Annotated in this window: 17 protein-coding genes; 4 read left to right on the forward strand and 13 right to left on the reverse strand. The window is 68.3% G+C overall.

Annotation, left to right across the window (positions count from 1 at the left end; translation table 11 throughout):
- Position 1: 1 nt before the first annotated feature.
- Positions 2–1,360 (reverse strand): NAD-dependent succinate-semialdehyde dehydrogenase, encoded by a 1,359-nt coding sequence (locus tag ACQPYM_RS25155; protein ID WP_433004514.1) that lies wholly within the window; start codon positions 1,358–1,360, stop codon positions 2–4.
- Positions 1,361–1,479: 119 nt separating this feature from the next.
- Here ACQPYM_RS25155 and ACQPYM_RS25160 point away from each other — a divergent pair, with 119 nt between their 5' ends.
- Positions 1,480–3,660 carry a M6 family metalloprotease domain-containing protein gene (locus ACQPYM_RS25160; RefSeq protein ID WP_433004517.1) on the forward strand — a complete coding sequence of 727 codons (2,181 nt, stop codon included), beginning with the start codon at positions 1,480–1,482 and terminating at the stop codon, positions 3,658–3,660.
- Positions 3,661–3,688: 28 nt separating this feature from the next.
- Here ACQPYM_RS25160 and ACQPYM_RS25165 read toward each other — a convergent pair whose 3' ends face one another.
- From ACQPYM_RS25165 to ACQPYM_RS25175, 3 genes are read right to left on the reverse strand one after another with little or no spacing between them, the layout of a single operon-like run.
- The gene (locus tag ACQPYM_RS25165; protein ID WP_433004520.1) at positions 3,689–4,177 is read right to left on the reverse strand and encodes a MarR family transcriptional regulator; all 489 of its coding nucleotides are present in this window, start codon (positions 4,175–4,177) and stop codon (positions 3,689–3,691) included.
- A gap of 40 nt (positions 4,178–4,217) precedes the next feature.
- Positions 4,218–4,658: an anthrone oxygenase family protein gene (locus ACQPYM_RS25170; protein ID WP_433004523.1), complete on the reverse strand. Its 441-nt coding sequence runs from the start codon at positions 4,656–4,658 to the stop codon at positions 4,218–4,220.
- The gene (locus tag ACQPYM_RS25175) at positions 4,658–5,296 is read right to left on the reverse strand and encodes an NAD(P)-dependent oxidoreductase (protein ID WP_433004526.1); all 639 of its coding nucleotides are present in this window, start codon (positions 5,294–5,296) and stop codon (positions 4,658–4,660) included. Before ACQPYM_RS25175 ends, ACQPYM_RS25170 begins: the two co-directional genes overlap by 1 nt.
- A 184-nt stretch (positions 5,297–5,480) precedes the next feature.
- On the opposite strand from ACQPYM_RS25175, the gene ACQPYM_RS25180 reads away from it, so the two are divergent.
- Positions 5,481–7,529, forward strand: coding sequence for a phosphocholine-specific phospholipase C (locus tag ACQPYM_RS25180; protein ID WP_433004529.1), 2,049 nt, complete (start codon positions 5,481–5,483; stop codon positions 7,527–7,529).
- Between the two features lie 37 nt (positions 7,530–7,566).
- Here the strand turns inward: ACQPYM_RS25180 and ACQPYM_RS25185 are convergent, their stop codons facing one another.
- Genes ACQPYM_RS25185 through ACQPYM_RS25225 form a run of 9 tightly spaced genes read right to left on the reverse strand, consistent with a single transcriptional unit; the run spans position 7,567 to position 20,462 of the window.
- The gene (locus ACQPYM_RS25185) at positions 7,567–10,176 is read right to left on the reverse strand and encodes an ATP-binding protein (RefSeq protein ID WP_433004532.1); all 2,610 of its coding nucleotides are present in this window, start codon (positions 10,174–10,176) and stop codon (positions 7,567–7,569) included.
- Positions 10,173–11,492 carry a DUF6923 family protein gene (locus tag ACQPYM_RS25190; protein WP_433004535.1) on the reverse strand — a complete coding sequence of 440 codons (1,320 nt, stop codon included), beginning with the start codon at positions 11,490–11,492 and terminating at the stop codon, positions 10,173–10,175. Before ACQPYM_RS25190 ends, ACQPYM_RS25185 begins: the two co-directional genes overlap by 4 nt.
- Positions 11,493–11,494: 2 nt before the next feature.
- Positions 11,495–12,262, reverse strand: a complete 768-nt coding sequence (locus ACQPYM_RS25195; RefSeq protein ID WP_433004538.1) for a hypothetical protein — start codon at positions 12,260–12,262, stop codon at positions 11,495–11,497.
- Complete coding sequence (ispG, locus tag ACQPYM_RS25200; protein ID WP_433004541.1) at positions 12,259–13,410, reverse strand: flavodoxin-dependent (E)-4-hydroxy-3-methylbut-2-enyl-diphosphate synthase; 1,152 nt, start codon at positions 13,408–13,410, stop codon at positions 12,259–12,261. Before ispG ends, ACQPYM_RS25195 begins: the two co-directional genes overlap by 4 nt.
- Positions 13,407–14,342 carry a 4-hydroxy-3-methylbut-2-enyl diphosphate reductase gene (gene ispH, locus ACQPYM_RS25205; protein WP_433004544.1) on the reverse strand — a complete coding sequence of 312 codons (936 nt, stop codon included), beginning with the start codon at positions 14,340–14,342 and terminating at the stop codon, positions 13,407–13,409. Before ispH ends, ispG begins: the two co-directional genes overlap by 4 nt.
- 11 nt (positions 14,343–14,353) lie before the next feature.
- The gene (locus ACQPYM_RS25210) at positions 14,354–15,406 is read right to left on the reverse strand and encodes a family 2 encapsulin nanocompartment cargo protein polyprenyl transferase (RefSeq protein WP_433004547.1); all 1,053 of its coding nucleotides are present in this window, start codon (positions 15,404–15,406) and stop codon (positions 14,354–14,356) included.
- An 11-nt stretch (positions 15,407–15,417) separates the two neighbouring features.
- Positions 15,418–16,806, reverse strand: a complete 1,389-nt coding sequence (locus ACQPYM_RS25215; RefSeq protein ID WP_433004549.1) for a family 2B encapsulin nanocompartment shell protein — start codon at positions 16,804–16,806, stop codon at positions 15,418–15,420.
- A complete protein-coding gene (locus tag ACQPYM_RS25220) occupies positions 16,803–19,037 on the reverse strand; it encodes a terpene synthase family protein (RefSeq protein ID WP_433004552.1) in 2,235 nt (744 codons plus the stop codon). The genes ACQPYM_RS25215 and ACQPYM_RS25220 overlap by 4 nt, the downstream gene beginning before the upstream one ends.
- Before the next feature lie 3 nt (positions 19,038–19,040).
- Positions 19,041–20,462 (reverse strand): family 2B encapsulin nanocompartment shell protein, encoded by a 1,422-nt coding sequence (locus tag ACQPYM_RS25225; protein WP_433004555.1) that lies wholly within the window; start codon positions 20,460–20,462, stop codon positions 19,041–19,043.
- 511 nt (positions 20,463–20,973) lie between these two features.
- Between ACQPYM_RS25225 and ACQPYM_RS25230 the strand changes: the two genes are divergently transcribed.
- Positions 20,974–21,309, forward strand: coding sequence for a YciI family protein (locus ACQPYM_RS25230; RefSeq protein WP_433004558.1), 336 nt, complete (start codon positions 20,974–20,976; stop codon positions 21,307–21,309).
- Complete coding sequence (locus ACQPYM_RS25235) at positions 21,300–22,526, forward strand: RNA polymerase sigma factor (protein ID WP_433023383.1); 1,227 nt, start codon at positions 21,300–21,302, stop codon at positions 22,524–22,526. The genes ACQPYM_RS25230 and ACQPYM_RS25235 overlap by 10 nt, the downstream gene beginning before the upstream one ends.
- Positions 22,527–22,620 lie beyond the last annotated feature (94 nt).

The following is a 22,620-nucleotide window of genomic DNA, read 5'->3' on the forward strand; positions in this document are numbered from 1 at the left end:
TTCAGAGCCGGATGGACTTCTTGTTCATGAACTCCTCGATGCCGGCCGGCCCGAGTTCGCGGCCCATGCCGGACCGCTTGATCCCGCCGAACGGCAAATCGGCCTGCGACCCGCCGGCGCTGTTCAGATAGACCATTCCCGACTCGATCTGGTCGGCCACCCGGCGATTGCGCTCCGGGTCGGTCCCGAACACGCTGGCCCCGAGTCCGAACGGCGAGTCGTTGGCGATCGCGATCGCCTCCTCGTCCGCCGCGGCCTTGAAGACGATGACGACCGGCCCGAAGATCTCCTCGTAGTACGCGTCCATCTCTGGCGTCACGTCGGTCAGCACCGTCGCTTCGAGGTACGCACCGGGCTCGATCCGCTGACCGCCGGTGCGCAGCGTCGCTCCCTGCCGTACTGCGCGGGCGACCTGCTCGGCGACCTCGTCGGCCGCGGCGATCGAGGCCAGCGGGGGAAGCTTGGTTTCCGGGTCCGCCGGGTCGCCGGGGAGGTAGAAGTCGGCCACGCGTTTGGTCAGCTTGTCGACGAACTCGTCGTACAGGTCCGCCAGCACGATCATCCGTTTCGGCGCGTTGCAGGACTGGCCGCAGTTGCGCATCCGGGCGGTCGCCGTGGCCTTCACCGTCTCGTCCAGGTCGTCGCTGTCGAGCACGATGAGCGGATCGGAGCCGCCGAGCTCGAGCACTGTCTTCTTGAGGTTCCGGCCGGCCTCGGCGGCGACCGAGATGCCGGCCTGTTCGCTGCCGGTCAACGAGACACCCTGGATGCGGGGGTCGGCGAGGATCGCCGGGATCTGCCGCGAGGAGGCGAACGTGTTGACGTAGACGTCCTCCGGTACGCCGGCGTCGCGGAGTACGGACTCGATCGCCGCGGCCGAGCGCGGGCAGATCGACGCGTGCTTGAGCAGGATCGTGTTGCCCAGGACCAGGTTCGGGGCGACGAACCGGGCGACCTGGTAGCAGGGGAAGTTCCACGGCATGATCCCGAGCAGCGGACCGATCGGGTTCTTGGTGATGACCGCCCGGCCACCCTTCAGCGTCATCGGCTCGTCGGCCAGCAGGGCCGGCCCGTGCTCGGCGTAGTACTCGAAGATGTCGACCACGATGCCGACCTCACCACGGCCCTCGTTGATCCGCTTGCCCATCTCCAGCGTCATGATCGCCGCGAGCTCGTCGGCCCGCTCAGCAAACAACTCCCCCGCCCGCCGCACGATCGCGGCCCGCTCTTCCACACTCCGCCGCCGCCACGCCTGATAGCCGCCGTGGACCCGCGCAATCGCCGCCTCCACCTCCTCAGCAGTCGAGTTCGGCACCTCTTCGACCAGTTCACCCGTCGCAGGATTCGTGACTGAGTACATACCAGCACCCTACCCACTTCTTCACATACTGTATACAGTGAGCTCGTTCTCTCGCCTCCAGGACCGGCATGGGGCATGCTGAAAGACCGCATGATTCCTTCGTCGATCGGACCCCGCCCGTGTCTGAGCAACGAAAATTCCGTCTTGCCCTGCGCGCGACCGCTCTGGTGGCCGCTGTCTCGCTTCCAGGGCTTGCCTTTGCCGCGCCAGGTGCCGGACTGCGCAGTGCCGGACCAAGCGCTGAGGCCGGCCCCGCTGCCGCGTCCGTAGTACCGGCGGCCCCAGGCGATCCAGCGCAGGCTGATCCAGTCCATCCGTGGCAGTTCGATCATTGGCCGCAGCAGCAGCCGTGGCAGGAGCAGAAGCCTGCTGCCAAGCGGATCGCAGCGCAGCCTGGCTTCGGCGCTCCCCTCGACCCGCAGAACTGGGTCAACCCGGACCACATGACGTGGGCCGACTACAAGAAGCCGCCTGGGACCAACTGGGCCGATCCGAGCAAGAAAGGGTCGGTCCGGACGTTCAAGGGCGCGCTCGTGCTCGTCGACTATCCGAACCAGCCGTTCGTGGTGACTCAGCCGAAGGGCTCGTCGGTGTTCGGCAATCCGAGTGCCGAGGCGAGCGGCGTACCGCGGGAGCAGGTCGCGGACTTCTACCGCGACTTCCTCAACACGCCCAACGCGCTGAACCGCGGCCACACCATCCACGAGTACTGGATGGAGGACTCCGGCGGCCGGTACGGCGTCGAGCTGACCTCGTTCGGTGCCTATCAGCTGCCGGGGAAGTCGCACGAGTACGCGATGGAGTTCCAGGGCGGCACGGCCTGTCCCGCCGGTGACACCTGCACCAAGAACCTGCGGACCGACGCCCGCGCGGCCTGGGTCGCCGATGTCGGCGCCGAAGTACCGGCCGGGTTCGACTTCATCTTCTACATGAGCGCCGGCCAGGACGAGTCGTCCACCTGGCAGGAGTTCGGGCCGATGAAGTTCCCGACCAAGGAGGACGTCACCGACGCCTTCGGCCCGCCCGACCCGGCCCTGCCGAACTGGTCGCTGACCCGCTACGTCCCCTGGACGTCGTGGGCGTCCGGCTCAACCCTCTGGCCCAACGCCGGCGGCGGCTCGACCACGCAGGCCGAAAGCTCCGGCATGTCGGTCTTCGCCCACGAGCTCAGCCACGTGCTCGGCATCGGCGACAACTACAACAACCCGTTCGGCGTCCCGCCACGGCGCGCGTACAGCGGCATCTGGGAGATGCTCAGCCGCGGCACCTTCAACGGCCCCGGCGGCCCACACAGCCGGTGGATGATCCCGGCGACGGGTGGCGCGTCGATGGGCGCGCAACACATGCTGCGCAACAAGATCAAACTGCAGATGGTCGACGAGCAGAACGTACTGCGGCTGTCGCGCGAAGCACTGGCCCAGTCCGGGGTGGTCGTCGCCGACGTCACCGCCAGGGCGATCCAGCCGGGAGCCACCGGACTGTCAGGCGTCAACATCGCGCTCGGCACCGGCGACCTCTCCCCCACCTGCAACGTCACCACCGACCCGCTGTGCGACGGCGGCAACTACAACAACTACACCGTCGAGGTCGTCGACCGGGTCGGCACCGACTCGTTCACACCCGACTCCGGGGTCCTGCTGGCGAAGACGAAGAACCAGGACACGGCGCCCTTCGAGTGGGTGATCGACGCGAACCCGCAGGACATCAACATGACCGACTACGTGCTGCCCGACGGCACCAAGGTCCCGATCACGATCGGCGACTACCGCCAGCTGTCCGACGCGCTGTTCCACGCCGGGACCAACTCGGGCAGCGAGTACGAGTACGTCGACCAGGCCAACCGGCTGCACCTCTACATCACCAACGTGCACCGCAACAGCTCGGGCGAGCTCTCGTACACCGTGGCGATCCGCTCGCTCGACGGTTCCGGCCCGCAGAAGCGCGGCGTCCGGCTGCTGCCGACCGTCGGCCTCACCGGCGTTGACGGCGCCACCACTTGCGCCTTCCCCTTGACCAACACGGGCAAGACGGCGCCGCCGCAAGGTGAGCACCCTGAGGATGTCGCGCAGTACCTGAACAGCGACGTCTATCGCTTGTCCGCCAAGGTCAGCGGCAAGGGCTGGGCCATCGCACTGCCCAACGCGCTGGCCACGGCCAAGACCGGCACCACCATCAAGGTCCCTGTTCAGGCCAAGCCGAGTGGCAACGCCAGTCGCCTGGCTCAGGTGACCCTGACCGCCACCTCGGAGTCCGACCCGACCAGGAAGGCCACCACCACCTGCGTGGCCATCGCCCGCTAGTTCACCCCGTTAGTTCATCCGGCGCCGGTCAGGCCTCGGCGAGTTCGCTCGTCGCGGTCTGGCCGGCCGCCGTGGTGCGCTGCAGGAAGTCGACCAGGAGCTCCAGGTCCGCGGCCGAGTACTCGGCCAGGACGGCGTCCATGGTGGTGTTCATACCGGAATAAGCCTGGAAGACCTCGGCGCTCCGGTCGCGGAGCGCGCGGATCATCACCGCCCGGCGGTCGGTGGCCTCGGGATCGCGTTCGCGGGTGATCCAGCCGCCGCGCTGGAGCCGGTCGAGGATGCCGGTCATGGTCGCCGGGTGCAGGCCGGTCCGGCGAGCCAGCATGCTCGGCGTCAGCGGACCTTCCCGGCTGATCAGGTCCAGGCAGTCCAGGTCGACGTCCTTGAGGGCGAGTTGCGCGCCGACCTGGTGGTTGAGCAGGGAGAGCTGGTTGCTCAGCACGCGCAGCGAGTCCTTGATCTCGGTCGCCAGCCGCCGTCGCCGCCGAGCCTCCTCAGAAGCTACCGGACTCATATGATGCGCTCCTCGTGTTGTCCGTACCCCGAACAACACCCTACTCAGCGGGCTGCCAACGCACCCCGGCCAGCAGACCGAACGCGACCATCGCCGCAACCGTCCGGACCAGATGCGAGACCTGCCACCGATCCCGTACGTCGGCCCAGTCGGCCGGCGGGCTCTCGACCACCCAATGGGTCTGATCGGAGTTGATCGGCAGGTTCACCGCAAGGGTCAGCACGAACACGCCGATCAGGAGCACCAGCGCGGCCAGGGCCGGCCCGCGCCTGGCCCGGAGTACCAGGATCGCCGTGGTGATGATTGCCGGAAGCAACGTCACGATGGCGAGCGTGTCCAGCCGCACCAGCTCCACCTGGCGCACCTGGGTGTAGACCTGCGCGTCGAAGCGGCGGAGCGAGTGTTCGAGAACGAGCACCGTCAGCAGGAAACCCGCGAACACACCGGCCGTCCACAGATTGATGAACCGGATGAGTCTCATCAGTACGCGATCCCGATCGTGTGGCCGGTCGTGGTCGGGTCGGCCAGAGTGGCGAGCATGAGGTGGGCGGTGTCTTCACGGGAGATCGCCATGCCGCGGGGCAGGTTGGCATCGAGGGCGGTGCGGTAGACGCCGGTCACCGGCTTGCTGACCAGTCGGGGCGGGCGGACGACGGTCCAGTCGAGGCCGGACTGGGCGAGTTCGTCCTCCATCAGCGCGAGGTCCGCGTACGTGTCTTTCAGGAACCACCCGAAGAACGGGTGGATGAGCGCCCGGTTGACCAGACTGTCTCCCGGTGGCACCGGTCCGACGGGTGCGGCGCTGACCCCGACGTACCGGCGTACTCCGGTTTGCTGCATCGCCTGGATGATCGAGCGGGTCGACGTGGACGTGACCGGCCCGTCCTTGCGCCCGCGCGGCCCGACCCCCGACAGCACCGCCTCCGCACCATCCACCGCCCGGACCAGCTCCGACGCATCGGTCAGCCCTGTCACCTTCACCACCTCGAGCGCCGGATGCCGCACCTCGTACTGCGCCGAAGCGCGCACGACCGCAACAACCTTGTGGCCCGCCTCCAACGCCTGCTCAACCGCCGCAGCCCCGATCCGCCCAGTCGCTCCGAACACCGTGATCCGCATCGTCCTCGCCTCTCCTTTGGTTATATCGAAACCATATCATATGGATTCCATATGATGAGAAGAGCTGTTCAAACGTTAAGCCCGTCCGTTACGGTTTGGAACCGACGATTTACGCGCAGCTTTCTTCACAGTTCTGCTACCTGTTGTTCTCGTTCCCGTTCCGCCCGACGAGGAGAATCCGCCCATGCCAGAACTCAACCGCCGCCGGTTCCTGCAACTCGCCGGGGGCAGTGCCGCCCTCGCGGCGATGTCGAGCACGATCGAGCAGGCCGCCGCGATCCCGGCCAGCCGCCGCAGCGGCAGCATCGAGGATGTCGAGCACATCGTCGTGCTCATGCAGGAGAACCGTTCCTTCGACCACTACTTCGGCGCGTTGCGGGGAGTCCGCGGCTTCGGTGATCCGCGGCCGGTGACGCTGCCGAGCGGCAAGTCGGTCTTCCACCAGTCGGACGGGACGAAGGACGTGCTGCCGTTCCATCCCGACGCCGACGATCTCGGCATGCAGTTCCTGCAGGGTCTCGCGCACAGCTGGCCCGACGGTCAGGCAGCCATCAACGGCGGCAAGTACGACCGCTGGGTGCCGGCCAAGACGCCGCCGACGATGGCGTACCTGACCCGCGAGGACATCCCGTTCCACTACGCCCTCGCCGACAAGTTCACCGTCTGCGATGCCTACCACTGCTCGTTCATCGGCGCGACCGACCCGAACCGCTACTACATGTGGACCGGCTACACCGGTAACGACGGAACCGGCGGCGGCCCTGTGCTCGGCAACGACGAGCTCGGCTACGGCTGGACGACGTACCCGGAACGGCTGGAGAAGGCCGGTGTCTCCTGGAAGATCTACCAGGACATCGGCGACGGCCTGGACGCCGCCGGCCACTGGGGCTGGATCGAGGACGCGTACCGCGGCAACTACGGTGACAACTCGCTGCTGTACTTCAACAACTACCGCAACGCCTCCCCCGGCAACCCGCTCTACGACAAGGCACGGACCGGGACGAACGCGAAGGCCGGCGAAGGCTTCTTCGACCACCTCCGGGCGGACGTCACGAGTGGCAACCTCCCCCAGATCTCCTGGATCGCCGCCCCGGAGGCGTTCACCGAGCACTCGAACTTCCCGTCGAACTACGGCGCCTGGTACATCTCCCAGGTCATCGACGCATTGACCTCCGACCCCGAGGTCTGGAGCAAGACGGCGCTGTTCATCACCTACGACGAGAACGACGGGTTCTTCGACCACATCGTGCCGCCGCTCCCACCCGCCTCGGCATCGCAGGGGTTGTCCACCGTCGACGTCACCCCCGACCTGTACGCCGGCGGCTCCCGCTACAAGGCCGGCCCGTACGGTCTCGGCCCGCGCGTCCCGATGATCGTGGTGTCGCCCTGGAGCACGGGCGGCTACAACTGCTCCGAGGTGTTCGACCACACCTCGATCATCCAGTTCATGGAGCGCCGGTTCGGCGTCCACGAGCCCAACATCTCGCCGTGGCGCCGCGCCATCTGTGGTGACCTCACCTCGGCCTTCGACTTCAGCGCCGACGCCGCGCAACCGGGCCAGCTGCCCGACACCTCGGCGTACGAGCCGCCGGACCACGAGCGGCACCCGGACTACCGGCCGACACCTCCCGCAGTCGGCGCCATGCCGGTCCAGGAGCGCGGAACCAGACGGACCCGGCCGTTGCCCTATGCACCGTACGTCGACGGCGCCACCCAAGCCGGCAAGTACCAGCTGACGTTTGCCTCTGGCAACCAAGCGGGAGCGCAGTTCTGGGTCACCTCCGGGAATCGCACCGACGGCCCGTGGACCTACACGACCGAAGCCGGCGAGACGATCGCGGACACCTGGAACACCGTGTACTCCGGCGGCGTGACCGACCTGATCGTGCACGGCCCGAACGGTTTCGTCCGCGGCTTCAAGGGCAAGCCCGGTACCGGCCTGGAAGTCACCGCCCGGCACAACAGCAGCACGCACGACCTCGACTTCACGCTGACCAACAGCAGCACGAAGGATGTCGTCTTCACCCTGACGAACTCCTACGACGGCCGGCCCAAGCGGATCAGGGTGCTCAAGGGCCGCAGCGCGCAGTACATGCTGAACGTGCATCACAGCAAGCAGTGGTACGACGTCACGGTGGTCGCCGACACCGACAGCGCCTTCTCCCGGCGCTTCGCCGGCCACGTCGAAACAGGTGAAGCCGGCGTCAGCGATCCGGCCATCTTCACCGACTGACGACGATCGCGTCCTGGTCCCGGCTCCGCAGCCGGGATCAGGGCTTGATCAGCGGCGCCAAGTCGTGGCGCGACCGCACCTTCAGCTTGCGCATAGCGTGCGACAAGTGATCCTCCACAGTGCTGACCGACAAGGTCAGCGTGGCCGCGATCCGGCTGTTGGTCAGCCCTTCGGCGGCCAGTCGCGCGACCTCCAACTCACGCGGAGACAGCGCGTTCCCGTAGCCGCGCCGGCCGCGTTTCGGCGAGACGGCGATCCCAGCTCCCCGCAGTGCCTCCCGGCATCGGCGAGCGTCGCCGCGCGCGCCCATCGCTTCGTAGGTGTTGGCTACCGACAGGAGCTCGTCGGGAAGACCATCTGCGAGCAACCGCAGGCCGCGACCTTCCCGCGCGACGTACTCGACGTAGCGTCGGCCGATCACCCGGAACTGCTCAGCGGCATCACCAAACAACTCCACCGAATCCTCCGTCAAGGCACGAACCAATGATGCCGCTGCCGCGGCGGCCGGCGCGTCCCGCTTCGCAACAGCCGCAGCAAATTCACTCGCCAACCGATCCGCCGCGTCATCACGTCGCCCGACAGCCACTGCGATCAGCTCCCCCGCCCACGCCCAGCCGTCCTTGCGCATCACCATCGCAAGACATTCCTCCACCGACGCCAACGCCGACGCAGTCCCGGTAGGATCGGCATACCGGGCGAGCGCAGCTGTGGCCGCCACCCGGATCGGCCAAGGCCCATCCACGGTTGCCACAAGCACCGACTCCAGAAGTTCCTTGCCGCCAGCAACATCTCCCTGCGCCAACCGCAGCCGACCGTTGACCAGATCGAGTTCGGCTCGCAACAGTGGAAGATCCGCGGCCTCACGCCAGGCCCGCGCGACCCGATCGGCGAGTCCCTCCCAGTTGCCGGCGGCAAAGTCCAGCCGGGCTCGGGTCGCCGCGATCTCCGTTCTGGTGAGGGGATTCTCGGTCTCCGCGGCGCGGTCCAGCAACGCCGTACTCCGCCGGTCGTGCCCCAGCCACGCCAGCCCGCTCGCGATCTCGACACCCTCAGCCTCGTCGACCTCCCCCAGTGCGAGCCGGAAGCGCGCCTGATTCCGTCGTACTGCAGCCTGCGCCTCCCCCTCCGTGTCGTCGCCGACCAGCAGCAGCGCGCGTTCCAGCCAGTCGCGTTGCTCGGCGATCGGTTCCGTCCCCGCGGTCGGCACAGCGAGCGCCGACAACGCCCACGCGGCTGACTCCGGATCCTCGCCCAGCTCGCCGACCGCAGCGAGCAGTTCGCGGCGGCCCGCACTGATCTCCCCGGCCCGCTCCTGGAGCAGCAGCCCGAGCGCCAGTCGCAGCCGCCCGCGAACCGGGCTCGCAACGGTCGACTCCGCCAGCACAGCCTTCATCGTCGCGACCGCGTCCATCCCCACCCCACCAGCCGCAGTGGCTGGCCCGAGTTTGGCGGCCAGTCGGGCGCGATCACTCCAAGGCAGAGCCTCGATCCGCAACATCTCGGTCAACTGCGCGGCGGCCGCGGCATGGTCACCACGGGTGTAGCACTGATCCGCGGCGAGTTCGGCATGGATCATCCAGTCCCGCAACGATCCACCGAGCCGCGAATGCTCCGCGATCTGCGCATGATCCGGAGGTTCGACGGCCGCCAGCGCAGTTGCCGACCGCCGATGCAACCGCCGTACTTCGTCCGGCGGGATCGTCTCGTAGATCGCCCGGCGGGCCAGCGTGTGCCGCAGGTCGTACAGTCCCGGCTTCGGTTCACCGAGCAGACCACGGGCGATTCCGGTGTCCAGCGCGGTCAGCCGCTGACTGCCCGACATGTCCGCGACAGCGCCGAGCAGCGCCTCCGACGCGGGCGCGTCGAGGACGGCGGCCGCACGAATCATTTCGCGGCAGTGGTCCGGGATCTGCTGAAGCCGGATCGTGAGCGACGCCCGGACGGCGACCGGCGCAGGCTTGTCCGCCAATGCCCTGACGATGGCCGAGGTATCGATCGTGCCCTTCCCGATCGACACCCCACGCAGAAGTTCCTCGATCACGAACGGAAGCCCGCCGGTGCGCTCGATCAACGCAGCAGTCAGCGAAGGCGGCAACGATTTCACTCCGAGCAACCCAGCCGCCAGATCCTGTACGCCGGTTCGCTTGAGCGGCCGCAGCCGGACCTCGGTGGCTCTCGCCCCGGCCGGGACGCAGCCGGCCAGCGCGGTGATCTCCCCCGCGAGTTGGGTGTCCTCCTCGCGATAGGTACCGATCAGCACCAGGTCACGCGGAAGACGGCCGGCGACGAATCGCAACAGCTGCAGGGTTGCCGGATCCGCCCAGTGCAGATCCTCGATCAGCAAGACGGCCGGTCCGGTGCCGGCGAGTTGATCGAGCACTGAGGTAAAGACCGCGTGGCGGCTGCCGGAACGGAGTACGGGCTCGGACAGGGCTTCGATCACGGGGGACAGCGGCAACTGGTCCTCGACCGGGCGGCATTGGCCGGTCAGCCACCGCACCGAGTGGGACTCCTGGACCTCGCTGACCAACCGGGACTTCCCTACCCCGGCTTCCCCGACCACGAGTACCACGCCAGGAGCGGCGCGCACCGCGGTTCGCAGTACGCGCAACTCCTGGTCTCTGCCCACCAGCTTCGCGAACGTCATCGGCGCATTCGGCGTTGGGCAGCCATCGCGGCGCCTCCGGCGAGGACCATCAGGAGGGTGGCGAGGGACCAGCGACGGAGGACCTGGACCGTCTGGTCCGGGGGCTCCGGACTGGTTGCCGTCTGCCGGGCAATGGTGATCTCGGCAGGTGTCGACGCAGGTGGGTTCGGTGTCGGCCGCGGAGTCGGCGTGGGGGTTGGGGTCGGGGGTGGGGGTGGCGGGAGCTCGGGCGCCGGGGTGGGTGCGGGAGTCGGGCGTGCCGACGGGCGTCGGGTCGGGGTGGGAGTCGGCGTGGGTTTGGGCGTGACCACGGGGGTTCGCCTGGGTGGTCTGAGGGTCGGCAGTGGCGAGGACGGCGCAGACGTGGGCCTCGGCGTCGATGGCGGCGGCTGCGTCGGCGGCGGAGGCGGAGGAGGAGGAGGCGGAGGAGGAGGCGGCGGGGGCTGCGGTGGCGGGGGCTGCGGTGGCAGGGGCGGTGGGGCTTGGTGGAGGCAGCCGGCGGCGTCGGAGGAGGTGAGGGCGGGCAGGGTCGCCAACTGGGTGGCCGAGCCGTCCAGGCGGATCCGGTAGAGGCGGCTGCGGGAGCCGCCCGTACGGACGGCGTACAGGCTGCTGCCCGACATCACCACCGAGCTGTACGAGTCGTGGCCGGGCGCACCCCCGACCTCGGCGACGAGTTTCACCGTGCCCCGGTGCGGATCCAGGCTGACGATCCGGGCCTTGTGACCCAGCGTCGAGATGCCGTAGAGCAACCCGCTGCGGGAGTCCATCGCGAAGTCGTCCATCGACAGCGTCAGCAGCACCGGCGACAAGCGGACCACCTTCACGACGCGTTTGTACGTCGTACTGCGCGGGTCGATGTCCATCGTGTACAGCCGATGGTGGTCGCGCAGGTACAACCGCGACCCCGCCACCGTCCCGGCCGTCGGGTCGGCGACCCCACCGACACCGACCCTCACCGGACCGAGCTCGGTGACTGTGCCGCGGCGATCGACGGTCACCAGGATCGGCCGCCGACGCAACCACCCCGACTTGTCCCGGGCGGCGATCCCGTAGACGAGGTCCTGATCCTTCGAGTACCCGGCCGCGTTGATCTGGTAGTCGAGCCGCCCGAGGTCAGTACTCCGGCCCGACGGCAGGTCGATCCGCGCCAGCCGCGACAACGAGTGATGGCCCGCCGTCTGGAACTGCAGCATCGAACACTCGGTGACTGCCTCCGACGAGTCGGCGGCCAGCACGGTGCTGACGCCGGCCAGGACGAAGGCAGCCGCGCCGGCCGCGTCACGCAGTACCGGATGAGGGTTTGAGCGTCTCACCGTCAACCGCCGCTGCCGAGCCTGGCCAGGGCTGACACGAACGCATCCGGTCCCACGCTCGCGCCGCCGCTGAACGGGTTCTGCAGCTGGTAGATCGCGAACAGCAGCAGGCCGATCGCGCCGGACAGCATCGACACGATGATCGCGTACGAGTACACGCCCGGCCCGCCGAACAGGAACATCAGCGCCACCGACATCACACTGCCGACCAGGATCGCGAACCAGACGACGCCGCTGACCCCGCTACCACTGGAGTTCAGCCGGACCTGCCTGGCCTGGTAGACGTTCCAGACCTGCGCGGCCGCGTCGACCCGGCTGTTCTCCTGGCGCTCAGTGGTCGTCTTCGCCTGCTCGACCGTCGACTGCAAACTGGTCAGCAGCTCCCACCCCTCGGGATGGACCGGCCGGCCCGCCCGCATGTCCGGCCACTCCTGCTCGGACACCACAGTCGCGTACGACCTGGTGAGCTGCTGCACCTTCGACCGCTCCGGCTCGGCCAGCGACTCGCTCGCCCACTGCACCGCGACCAGCGCGTTCGCCTCGTCGTACGTCGTGTCCTGCGCCTTGTCCATCGCGTCGAACAGCGAGATCAGCACGAAGGCGGCGATCACCACGTTCACACCACCGACCACCGTGAAGACCTGACCGGCGACCTCGTTGTTCGCCTCCCGGCCGACCCGCTGCCGCGCCCGCCGCAGGATGAACGCAAGCACCGCGGTCACCACCATCACGCCGACGACCCAGAAGAGCCCACTCACCACCAGATTCATACATCCCCCTCACTTGCCCCCGGCCACTCGTGGCTCATCGCCTCTTCGAGCAGCGCCTCGACGATCTGGCTCTCCGGTACGGTCCGGACGATCTCGCCCTTCACGAAGATCTGGCCCTTGCCGTTGCCCGACGACACGCCGAGATCGGCCTCGCGTGCCTCGCCGGGACCGTTGACCACGCAGCCCATGACGGCCACCCGCAACGGCACCGGGAACCCTTCGAACGCGGCGGTCACCTGCTCGGCGAGCTTGTACACGTCCACCTGCGCCCGGCCGCACGACGGGCAGGAGACGATCTCCAGCCGGCGCGGCCGCAGTCCGAGCGACTCCAGGATTCCGATTCCGACCTTGACCTCCTCGACCGGAGGGGCCGACAGCGAGACGCGGATGGTGTCGCCGATCCCCTCGGCCAGCAGGACGCCGAACGCGACGGCCGACTTGATCGTGCCCTGCATCAACGGTCCGGCCTCGGTCACGCCCAGGTGCAACGGGTAGTCGCAGCGCTTCGCCAGTTCGCGATAGGCGGCCATCATCACCAGCGGGTCGTGATGTTTCACCGAGATCTTCAGGTCGGTGAACCCGTGCTCCTCGAACAGCGAGCACTCCCACAGCGCCGACTCCACGAGCGCCGCCGGTGTGGCCTTCCCGTACTTCGCCAACAGCCGCTGGTCGAGCGAGCCCGCGTTCACCCCGATCCGGATCGGCACCCCCGCGTCACCGGCCGTCCGCGCGATCTCCTTGACCTGGTCGTCGAACTTGCGGATGTTGCCCGGGTTCACCCGGACCGCGGCGCACCCCGCCTCGATCGCGGCGAACACGTACTTCGGCTGGAAGTGGATGTCGGCGATCACCGGGATCCCCGACTTCGAGGCGATCGCCGGCAGCGCGTCCGCATCGTCCTGCGACGGCACCGCCACCCGCACGATCTGACACCCGGCCGCGGTCAACTCAGCAATCTGCCGCAGAGTCGCCTCCACATCAGCAGTCGGCGTCGTCGTCATCGACTGCACGGACACGGCGGCTCCGCCACCGACCTCGACGCTGCCAACCATCAGGGAGCGCGACCTGCGTCGCGGAGCGGGCGCGGCAGGCATGCCGAGCTGGATCGGTAGAGCGGAACGCGGCGGAGCCTGGCCGGCGGCCGTCATGGCTGTCTCACTGTGGACGGCAGGGTGAAGTGGATCGTTTCCCGGGTGAGCTCTCGTTCGACCACCTCGACCGGGCCGAAGCCGCGCACCCAGTCGACTACTTCGTCGACCAAGCGCGGTGGCGCCGACGCACCGGCGGTTAGGCCGATCACCCGTACGCCGTCGAGCCAATGGGCATCGATGTCCGTCGCGTCGTCGATCAGGTGGGCCGGTGTGCCACGCTTCAGTGCCAGCTCGACCAGCCGGCGCGAGTTCGAGGAGTTGGTCGAACCGACCACCAGAACCAGATCCGACTCGTCCGCGATCGCGGCCAGCGCCTCTTGGCGGTTGGTCGTCGCGTAACAGATGTCGGCCGCCTCGGGTCCTCGCAACGCACCGAACTTGTTGCGCAAGGCATCGAGTATGGCGGTCGTCTCGTCCACCGCCAAGGTGGTCTGGGTCAGGTAGGAGACCCGGGATGGATCCTCGACCTCGAGCCGGGCGACGTCCTCGACGGTCTCCACCAGCACAGTCCGGTCCAGCGCCTCCCCCATCGTTCCCTCGACCTCTTCATGTCCGGCGTGCCCGATGAGGACCACCGTGTCGCCCCGCCCGGCGTACCGGCGGGCCTCGGCGTGGACCTTGGTGACGAGCGGGCAGGTCGCGTCGATCACGTCCAGGCCTCGCCGATCCGCCTCGTCCCGGACCGCCGGCGAGACGCCATGGGCCGAGAAGACGACCGTCGCGCCCTCCGGTACGGCGTCCAGTTCGTCCACGAAGACGGCGCCGCGGCTCTCCAGTTCCGCGACGACGTGGGCGTTGTGCACGATCTGTTTGCGGACGTAGACCGGACGGCCGCGCCGTTCGAGCAGCTGCTCGACCACTTCGATGGCCCGCTCGACACCGGCGCAGAACGAGCGCGGCGAAGCCAGCAGGATGGTGCGTGTCGTCATCGATTCCCCCTTCAGTGATCGCGGCGCGTGGCCAATCCGGCCAGTCGTTCCAGCTCGCCCGCGGCCGGCTGGACCGTGCGGGCCGAGGCCAGCTCCCCCAAGGCCGCGGACAGCAGAGCGTCTGCCTGCAACTGGCTCTGCTCCTTCGCTCCGGTCGTCTCGATCAGGTCCGCCACCTGCGCCAGCTCGGCATCCGACAGGTCGTCCTTGCGGCGGTACATGGCTGCCAGCTCGCGGCCGGCCTCCGTCCCCGACATCAGCGCAGCGACCGCGGGTAGCGACTTCTTGCGCCGGCGCAGGTCCGAGTGCACTGGCTTGCCGGTGACCTTCGGATCTCCCCAGATCCCCAACAGGTCGTCGACGTACTGGTAGGCGAGCCCGAGATCCTCGCCGTACAGGCGGAGGCGGTCGATCTGCTCGGCCCGGCCGCCGCCGAAGAGCGCGCCGAGGGCCGTGGAGCAGCCGAGCAGCGCGCCGGTCTTGAGCTGTGCCATCCGGACGCACTCCGATAGGACGACGTCGTCGCGGGTCTCGAACGACGAGTCGGACAACTGCCCGTCCACCAGCTCCTGAACCGCCGAGCCGAGCATCCGGGCCGCGTCCCCCGCGCGTTCGTTGCCGCTGTCAACCAGTACGTCGAACGCCAGGCTGAGCAACGCGTCACCGGCCAGGATCGCCGGGCCCAGACCGAACACCGACCACGCGGTCGCCCGGTGCCGCCGGGTCAGGTCGCAGTCCATCACGTCGTCGTGCAGCAGGGAGAAGTTGTGCACCAGCTCCACCGCTACGGCGGCGGGAACCGCAGCTTCCGCAGTACCGCCAACGGCTTCCGAAGCCAGCAGAACCAGCGCCGGGCGGAGGGCCTTGCCGCCGTCGGCACGGGTTGGAGCTCCCTCCTCGTCCTCCCAGCCGAAGTGGTAGTTGGTGATCCGCTGCGTGGCCAGCGGCATGCCGGCGACGGCCGCGCGGAGTGCGGGTTCGACCTGGTCGCGACTCCAGGCCAGGAGTTGCTGAGCAGACCGGCCGGCACCGGCGGCTTGACTCGCCTCTTGGAGAGTGGACATGACATTGCTCCTCATCCACCGAGTTCGACGTTTTCCAGAACGCCGAGCGCGTCCGGGACGAGCACGGCCACCGAGTAGTAGGTGCTCACCAGATAGGAGGTGACGGCGCGGTCGTTGATACCCATGAACCGGGCGTTCAGACCGGGCTCGACCTCGTCCGGCAGGCCGGTCTGCCGCAGGCCGATGACGCCTTCGTCCTCGAGTCCGGTCCGCAGTACCAGCACCGAGGTGGTGTTGGTGTCGGTGATCGGGATCTTGTTGCAGGGCAGCAGCGGTACGCCGCGCCAGGCGTGCACCCGGCGGCCCTCGACCTCGACCGTCTCGGGCATCACGTGCCGGCGGGTGCACTCCCGGCCGAACGCCGCGATGGCGCGCGGATGCGCGAGCAGGAGCCGTGGTTTGCGGCGCCGGGTCAGCAGCTCGTCGAAGTCGTCCGGGGTGGGCGGGCCGGTCCGGGTATAGATGCACTGGCTGAAGTCCGCGTTGTGCAGCAGCCCGAAGTCGCGGTTGTTGATCAGCTCGGACTCCTGCCGCTCCCGCAACGCCTCGATGGTCAGCCGCAACTGCTGCTCGGTCTGGTTCATCGGCTGGTTGTAGAGATCTGCTACCCGGGTCTGGACCCGGAGGATCGTCTGCGCCACGCTCAGCTCGTACTCGCGCGGCGCCGGGTCGTAGTCCACGTACGTCCCCGGCAGCTCGTCCTCACCAGCGTGGCCGGAAGCGACCTCGATGGCCGCCTCACCATTCTTGTTCTGCGGCCGTTGCGGGCGCCGGCGTACCTCGTCCAGATGATTCCGCAGCGCTTCGGACTGCCCCACCAAGTTGTTGAAGTCGTTGCGGTGCAGCTTCAGCACCGTGCACTGGGTCAACGCCTTGGCTGTGTACTCCCAGAGGTTCTCCGGCGGCTCGGTGAGCAGCCCTTCGCCGAGATAGTCGCCGTCGGCAACAGTCCCCAGATCGGTGTCGTCGCCGTACGGACCGGTGCCGACCTTGCTGACCTTGCCGTGGGCAATCAGTACGACGTCGTCGACCCGGCTGCCGAACTCCGCGATCACGTCCCCCGGCTGGTACTCCTGCTGGTAGAACCGATCCGCCATCGCAGTCAGTACGTCGTCGTCGGCGAAGTCCCGCAACGGCGGCAACTCAGTGAGCTCGGCCGGGATCACCCGGACGTCGGCACCTGTCGCCGAGAAGCTCAGCCGGCCGTCGCCGACCGCGAAACTGGTCCGGCGGTTGACCCGGTACGCGCCGCCCTGGGTCTCCACCCAGGGCAGCATCCTGAGCAACCACCGTGGCGAGATGCCCTGCATCTGCGGCACCGACTTGGTGGTGGTCGCCAGTTGCCTGGCGGCGTCGGTCCCGAGACTGAGCTGCGGCTTTTCCTGATCGATCGCGGTCACGATGCACCGTCCATTCGTTGCGCCCCGACGAGCTGCCGTGGTCTGGGAAGACGAGCCGCGGAGGTGCCCAGCCCGGTGGCACCACGGAGGACTCGCAGCGGTTTGGCCGGTTCGGCTGCCCGGCTCAGCAATGCGGCTTCCTTGTAGCGATCGACGCCGGCGTGCCAGACGAGGATTCCGGACATCCAGTTCTGCAGTTCCCCGGCGTACCCGGTGAGGGTGCGCCGGACCTCGTCGTCGAGACCGAAATCGGTGAACAGGGCCGGCAGGTCGACCGCGATCAGGTGCTCGAACTGCTGCATCCGCGCCGTCATCAGGTCGTTCACCAGGCCGAGGGCCCGGTCGCGGTCGCAGCCGAGGAAGTTCTGCACCACCAGAACCATGTTGTGGAACTCGCCCTCGAACTGGAGCTCCTTCTGGTACGAGAAGACGTCGTTCAGCAGGCAGGCGTAGTCGGCGGCAGCGTTCTCCATCGCCCGGATCGGCCGGGACCGGTAGATCTCCGGCGGCACCGTGCGACCGTGCCCGATCCGGCACAGACTCATGGTGAGATCCGAGCCGAACGTCCGCCGGCGCATCTCGAGGTAGTCGACCGGGTCGGGGATCCGGTTCTGGAACATGTTGGCCAGCTCCCACAGCCAGCTGTCGGTCATGATGTCGACCGCTGCTTTGAAGTCCTGCCGGTGCTCGACACTCATCGGCCCGGCCGTCCTGACCCACAGGTCAGCCAGCGAACGCTCCAACGGGGTGACCGGCAGCGTGGCCGCCGGCCCTTCGATCGGCATCAGGTCCGACAACCTCTTCGTCGTCGCCTTCGCCCCGGTCATGTCCCGGTTCCGGCCGAACACGACCGGGTAGTAGTCGTCGGCGTACGTGCCCCAGGCCAGCCAGTCCGACGAAAGGTTCAGCCCTTCCGGCGATGCGTCGGGGTGAATTCCGGCCGCGCACAAGGGCAGATCGTTGGCCTCCAGGTAGTCGGCATCCCAGACCACCCCGTCGAGCATGCCCATCTCCGCACACCACTCCCGCACATGCTCGCGTGCTGCGTCGAGATGCGCGCTGCGCTTAGGTGCATAAGGCAAGTAGAAGTCCGGTAACGGCGTCTCCCCCACCACCCGGTGCGGGACAAAACTGTGGCTCCTGATCCGGTACGGCGCTGTCGCGACCAGCGACGACAGGATGCGCGAGGCGGACGTCCCCAGCCCGGTTGGTCCGCCCAACGCGGCCTTACCGCCGTTGTTCATGTAGCGGCTGGACCGCAGGTGCCACTCATGACCGCCGGACTGCCAGTCCTGCAGGCCTTTCACGTAGTTCAGGACATCGAGCTGGCCCTCCGGACCGACCAGATTCTCCGCCAGCAACGGCGGGATCTCGGTCAGCGCTGTGTTCTCGAACTGGTGCAGCCGCGAGGTGAGGATGTCGTTCACGAGCTCGGCCGCCTCCTGCGGACTGCACCCGAGAAAGCGCTCCACGACCAGGACGCCGTTGTTCACCTCGCCCTCGGTCTCCACCTCACGCTGGTACGAGAACAGGTCGTTTCGCAGGTGGACCCCGTCGGAGAACGTGTCGCTGAGCACCTGCATCGGCCGGGTGCCCGCGATCGCGACCGGGACCTCCGCGTTCACGGCGTACTCGACCAGGTTGGCCGACCAGGGTGCACCACCGACCTTGCGGCGCATCTCGACGTACTCGATCGGGTTCGCGATCCGGCCGGCGCTGATGTTGGTGAGCTCCCACAGCGACTCGGCCAGCAGCGCTTCCGTCGTACCGACGAAGCGTTTGCGCCAGCCGGGTGACATCGACGGGATGGTGCGGTTCCACAGGTCGACCAGGCCGCGCTCCACCGGGTTCTCCGGGATCGCGGTGATCGGGCCCTCCACGGGCATGAAGGCCGGCAGCCGATCGAGATAGGCCTTCGCGCCGGCCAGGTCCCGGGTCTTCTTGTAGAGCTCGAGGAAGTGGTCGTCGAAGTAGAACACCCAGACGTACCAGTCCGTCACCAGGTCGAGCGCCGGCCCGGTCGCGTCGGGATGGGTGTAGGCGCACAGCAGCGCGTAGTCGTGGGAGTCGAAGTCGTGCTCGTCCCAGATCGCCTTACCCTGCTGGGGAACGTCGATCATGTCGAACTCGTACGCCCAGGCCTTGCTGTGTGCCCGGGCTCCTTCCAGGTTCGGGTTGATCCTGGCCGGATAGGGCACGTAGAAGTCGGGCAGCTGGTAGGGCTGCGCCATGGTCTAGCCTTCCCGGCCGATCTCTACGCCCTCGAGGATGGCGAGTGCGTCCGGGACCAGGACGGCGGTCGAGTAGTAGGCGCTGACCAGGTAGTTGATGATCGCCTTCTCGCTGATGTTCATGAAGCGCACGGACAGCCCGGGCTCGTACTCGTCGGGCAGGCCGGTCTGGTGCAGACCGATCACGCCCTGGCTGTCCTCCCCCGTGCGCATCAGCATGATCGAGCTGGTCCGGGTGTCGCTGATCCCGAGCTTGTTGCACGGGAAGATCGGTACGCCGCGCCAGGCCGGCAGCCGGTGCCCGCCGACGTCGATGCTGTCGGGGTAGACCCCGGCCTTCGTGCACTCCCGGCCGAACGCGGCGATCGAGCGCGGATGGGCCAGGAAGAAGGCCGGCTCCTTCCAGACCAGGCTGAGCAGCTCGTCCAGGTCGCCGGGCGTGGGCGGGCCGGTGCGAGTCGGGATCCGCATGCTCAGATCGGCGTTGTGCAGCAGGCCGAAGTCGCGGTTGTTGACCAGCTCGTGCTCTTGCCGCTCGCGCAGCGCCTCGATGGTCAGCCGCAACTGCTGCTCGGTCTGGTCCATCGGGTGGTTGTAGAGATCCGCTACCCGGGTGTGCACCCGCAGGACGGTCTGGGCGACGCTCAGCTCGTACTCGCGCGGAGTCGTCTCGTAGTCGACGTACGTGCCGGGCAGCTCGGCCTCGCCCTGGTGACCGGCCGCCATCTCGATGGCCGCCTCGCCGAACTCGTTCTCGCTGCGCTCGGGGCTGCGGCGGAACTGCTCGATGTGCTGGCGCAGGCTGTCGGACCGGCCGACGAGCTCCTCGAACGCGTCCTGCGACAGGGTGAGCAGCGTGCACGGCGTGATCGCCTTGACGGTGAACTCCCAGAAGTCGTCGGACTCCAGGATCGCCCGGTAGGTGAAGTGGTCGCCGTCGATCAGCGTCTCCAGCACCGACTCGTCGCCGTACTTGCCGACGCCGATCTTGTCCACCTTGCCGTGCGCGATCAGGCAGATCTGGTCGGCCGGGCGGCCGCGCTCGACGATCACGTCACCGGGCTGGAACTCCTGCTGGACGAACCGGTCGGCCAGCGCGGTCAGCACCTCGACGTCGTCGTAGCTGCGCAGCAGCGCCAGCTCGCACAGCTCCTGCGGAATCACCCGTACTTCGGAACCCGTGGTGGTGAAGGTGACCCGCCCGTCGCCGACGGCGTAGCTGAGCCGCCGGTTCACCCGGTAGGCGCCACCCTTGGCCTCCACCCAGGGCAGCAGCTTCAGCAGCCAGCGCGAGGTGATGCCCTGCATCTGCGGCTCGGACTTGGTCGTCGTCGCCAGGTTGCGTGCGGCCGCGGTTCCCAGGCTCAACTGAGGCCGTTGTTCGTCGGCGTTGACATCCTGCGAGGCCGGCTCGGTCAAGGTCACACTACCCACCACCATTCGTTCGCGGTTCACGTTGTCGGGCCCGAGTCACGGGCGGTCGTCGCGGCCCCCGCCAGGCACGGGTGTCCGGGCAGGGGTGTCCGGCCGGCGGGTGGACCGGCACGGGTTCGGGCACAGGTGCACGCGGCACCTGCTCGATGGATTGGCTGACCCAGCTCCGCTTGATCCGATTGGCCGACCGCCCCCCAGGGCTCCGGCCGGATCACAGACTGCCTGGCGCCCAGTTCGCCCTGTGTCCCACCGTGTCGACCGCTACATCACAAACCGTAACCGAGCACTCACCCCACGCGTCAAGATGAGCACACCTGCAAGTTTTTCCAAACCTTCCAAACCCCCGAAACAATCCACCGAACACCGCGAGGAAACGCCGTTCCGCCCCGATCCGATTGCGTGAGGCAACCGCTCCGATGCCATCGGCAACCTCTCGGGCCGAACGGTTATGGAATCGATACCACGCTGGGACCGGGGTCCGGGCGGCTGGCAGACTCGGGTCATGAGGTACATGTTGCTGATCTGTGACGACGAGAACGGGTCGCCCAGCCAGGAGGAACTGGCCGCCGATCCCGTGCACACGGCCTGGAAGGCCGCGCTGGACGAGCGCCGGGCGGAACTCTTCGGGGCGCGGCTGCGGCCGGTCGCCGACGCCACCACGGTCCGGGTCCGGAACGGCGAGACGCTGGCCACCGACGGGCCGTTCGCCGAGACCAAGGACTTCGTCGGCGGGGTGTCGGTGATCGAGGCCGCCGATCTCGACGAGGCGATCGAGATCGCCGCCGGCCACCCCTACGCGGCGCGCGGGTGCATCGAGATCCGCCCGGTCTGGGAGTGACCGCCTCCCCCGACGCCGTCCGGGAGGCCGTCGGCGCGGCGTACCGGGAGGAGTGGGGTCAGGTCTTCGCGACCCTGGTCGGGCAGACCCAGGACTGGGATCTGGCCGAGGACTGCACTCAGGAGGCGTTCGAGGCGGCGCTCGCGACGTGGCCGCGAGACGGTATTCCGCGTCGTCCCGGTGCCTGGCTGACCACCACCGCGCGGCACCGGGCGACCGACCGGTTGCGCCGGGACGCGGTCGGGCGCGCCAAGCTGCGGCAGCTCGCAGTACTGGCGCGGGAGCCGGACGAACCGGCCGTGGACGAGATTCCCGACGATCGGCTGCGGCTGATCTTCACCTGTTGCCATCCGGCGCTGCCGTTCGAGGCCAGGGTCGCGCTGACCCTGCGGACGCTGGCCGGACTCAGCACGGCCGAGATCGCCAAGGCCTTCCTGACCGCTGAGACCACGATGGCGCAGCGTCTGGTCCGTGCGAAGCGCAAGATCGCCGAGGCGGGCATCCCGTACCGCGTCCCGCCCGCCAACCTGCTGCCGCAACGGCTGGCCGCGGTGCTCGGAGTGCTGTATCTGATCTTCAACGAGGGCTATGACGAACAGGAAGGACGCCGGGCGCTGACGGCCGAGGCGATCCACCTCACGCGAGTACTGGTTCGGCTGATGCCGCAGGAGCCCGAGCCCGCCGGTCTGCTCGCGCTGATGCTGTTGCACGAAGCTCGGCGAACATCGCGGATCGAAGGCGACGTCCTGGTCCCGCTGGAGCACCAGGACCGGTCGAAGTGGGATCGCGACCTGATCGACGAAGGTGTCGCGGTACTCGGTGGGGCGATGGCCATGCTGCGGTCCGGCCCGTACCAGGTGCAGGCCGCGATCGCCGCCTGTCATGCCACCGCCCCGGACAGCGAGAGCACCGAGTGGGGACAGATCGCCGGCCTGTACGCCGAACTCGCGTGGCTGGCGCCGTCACCGGTGGTGGACCTGAACCGTGCCGTGGCGATCGCGATGTCGGAAGGTATCCCGGCCGGGCTGGCGCTGGTCGACGAGCTGACCGCGTCCGGCCGGCTCGCCGGCTACTACCTGTTGCCTGCGACCAAGGCCGACCTGCTCAGGCGAGCCGGGCGGGTGACCGAGGCGAAGGCGGCGTACTCGGAGGCCCTGGAGTTGGCTCCGACCGAGGCGGAACGCCGGTACCTGGCGGGGCGGCTCGACAAACTCTGAGGTTTTTTCGGGCGGATGTCGATCTGGCGCCGTCCCCTTCGTCGGTCGGGCACAACCGACCACAACGGAGGTAACGATCCATGTCTCGCTGCGA

The organism is Kribbella sp. CA-294648 (genome assembly GCF_050943845.1).
Taxonomy (GTDB): Bacteria; Actinomycetota; Actinomycetes; order Propionibacteriales; family Kribbellaceae; genus Kribbella.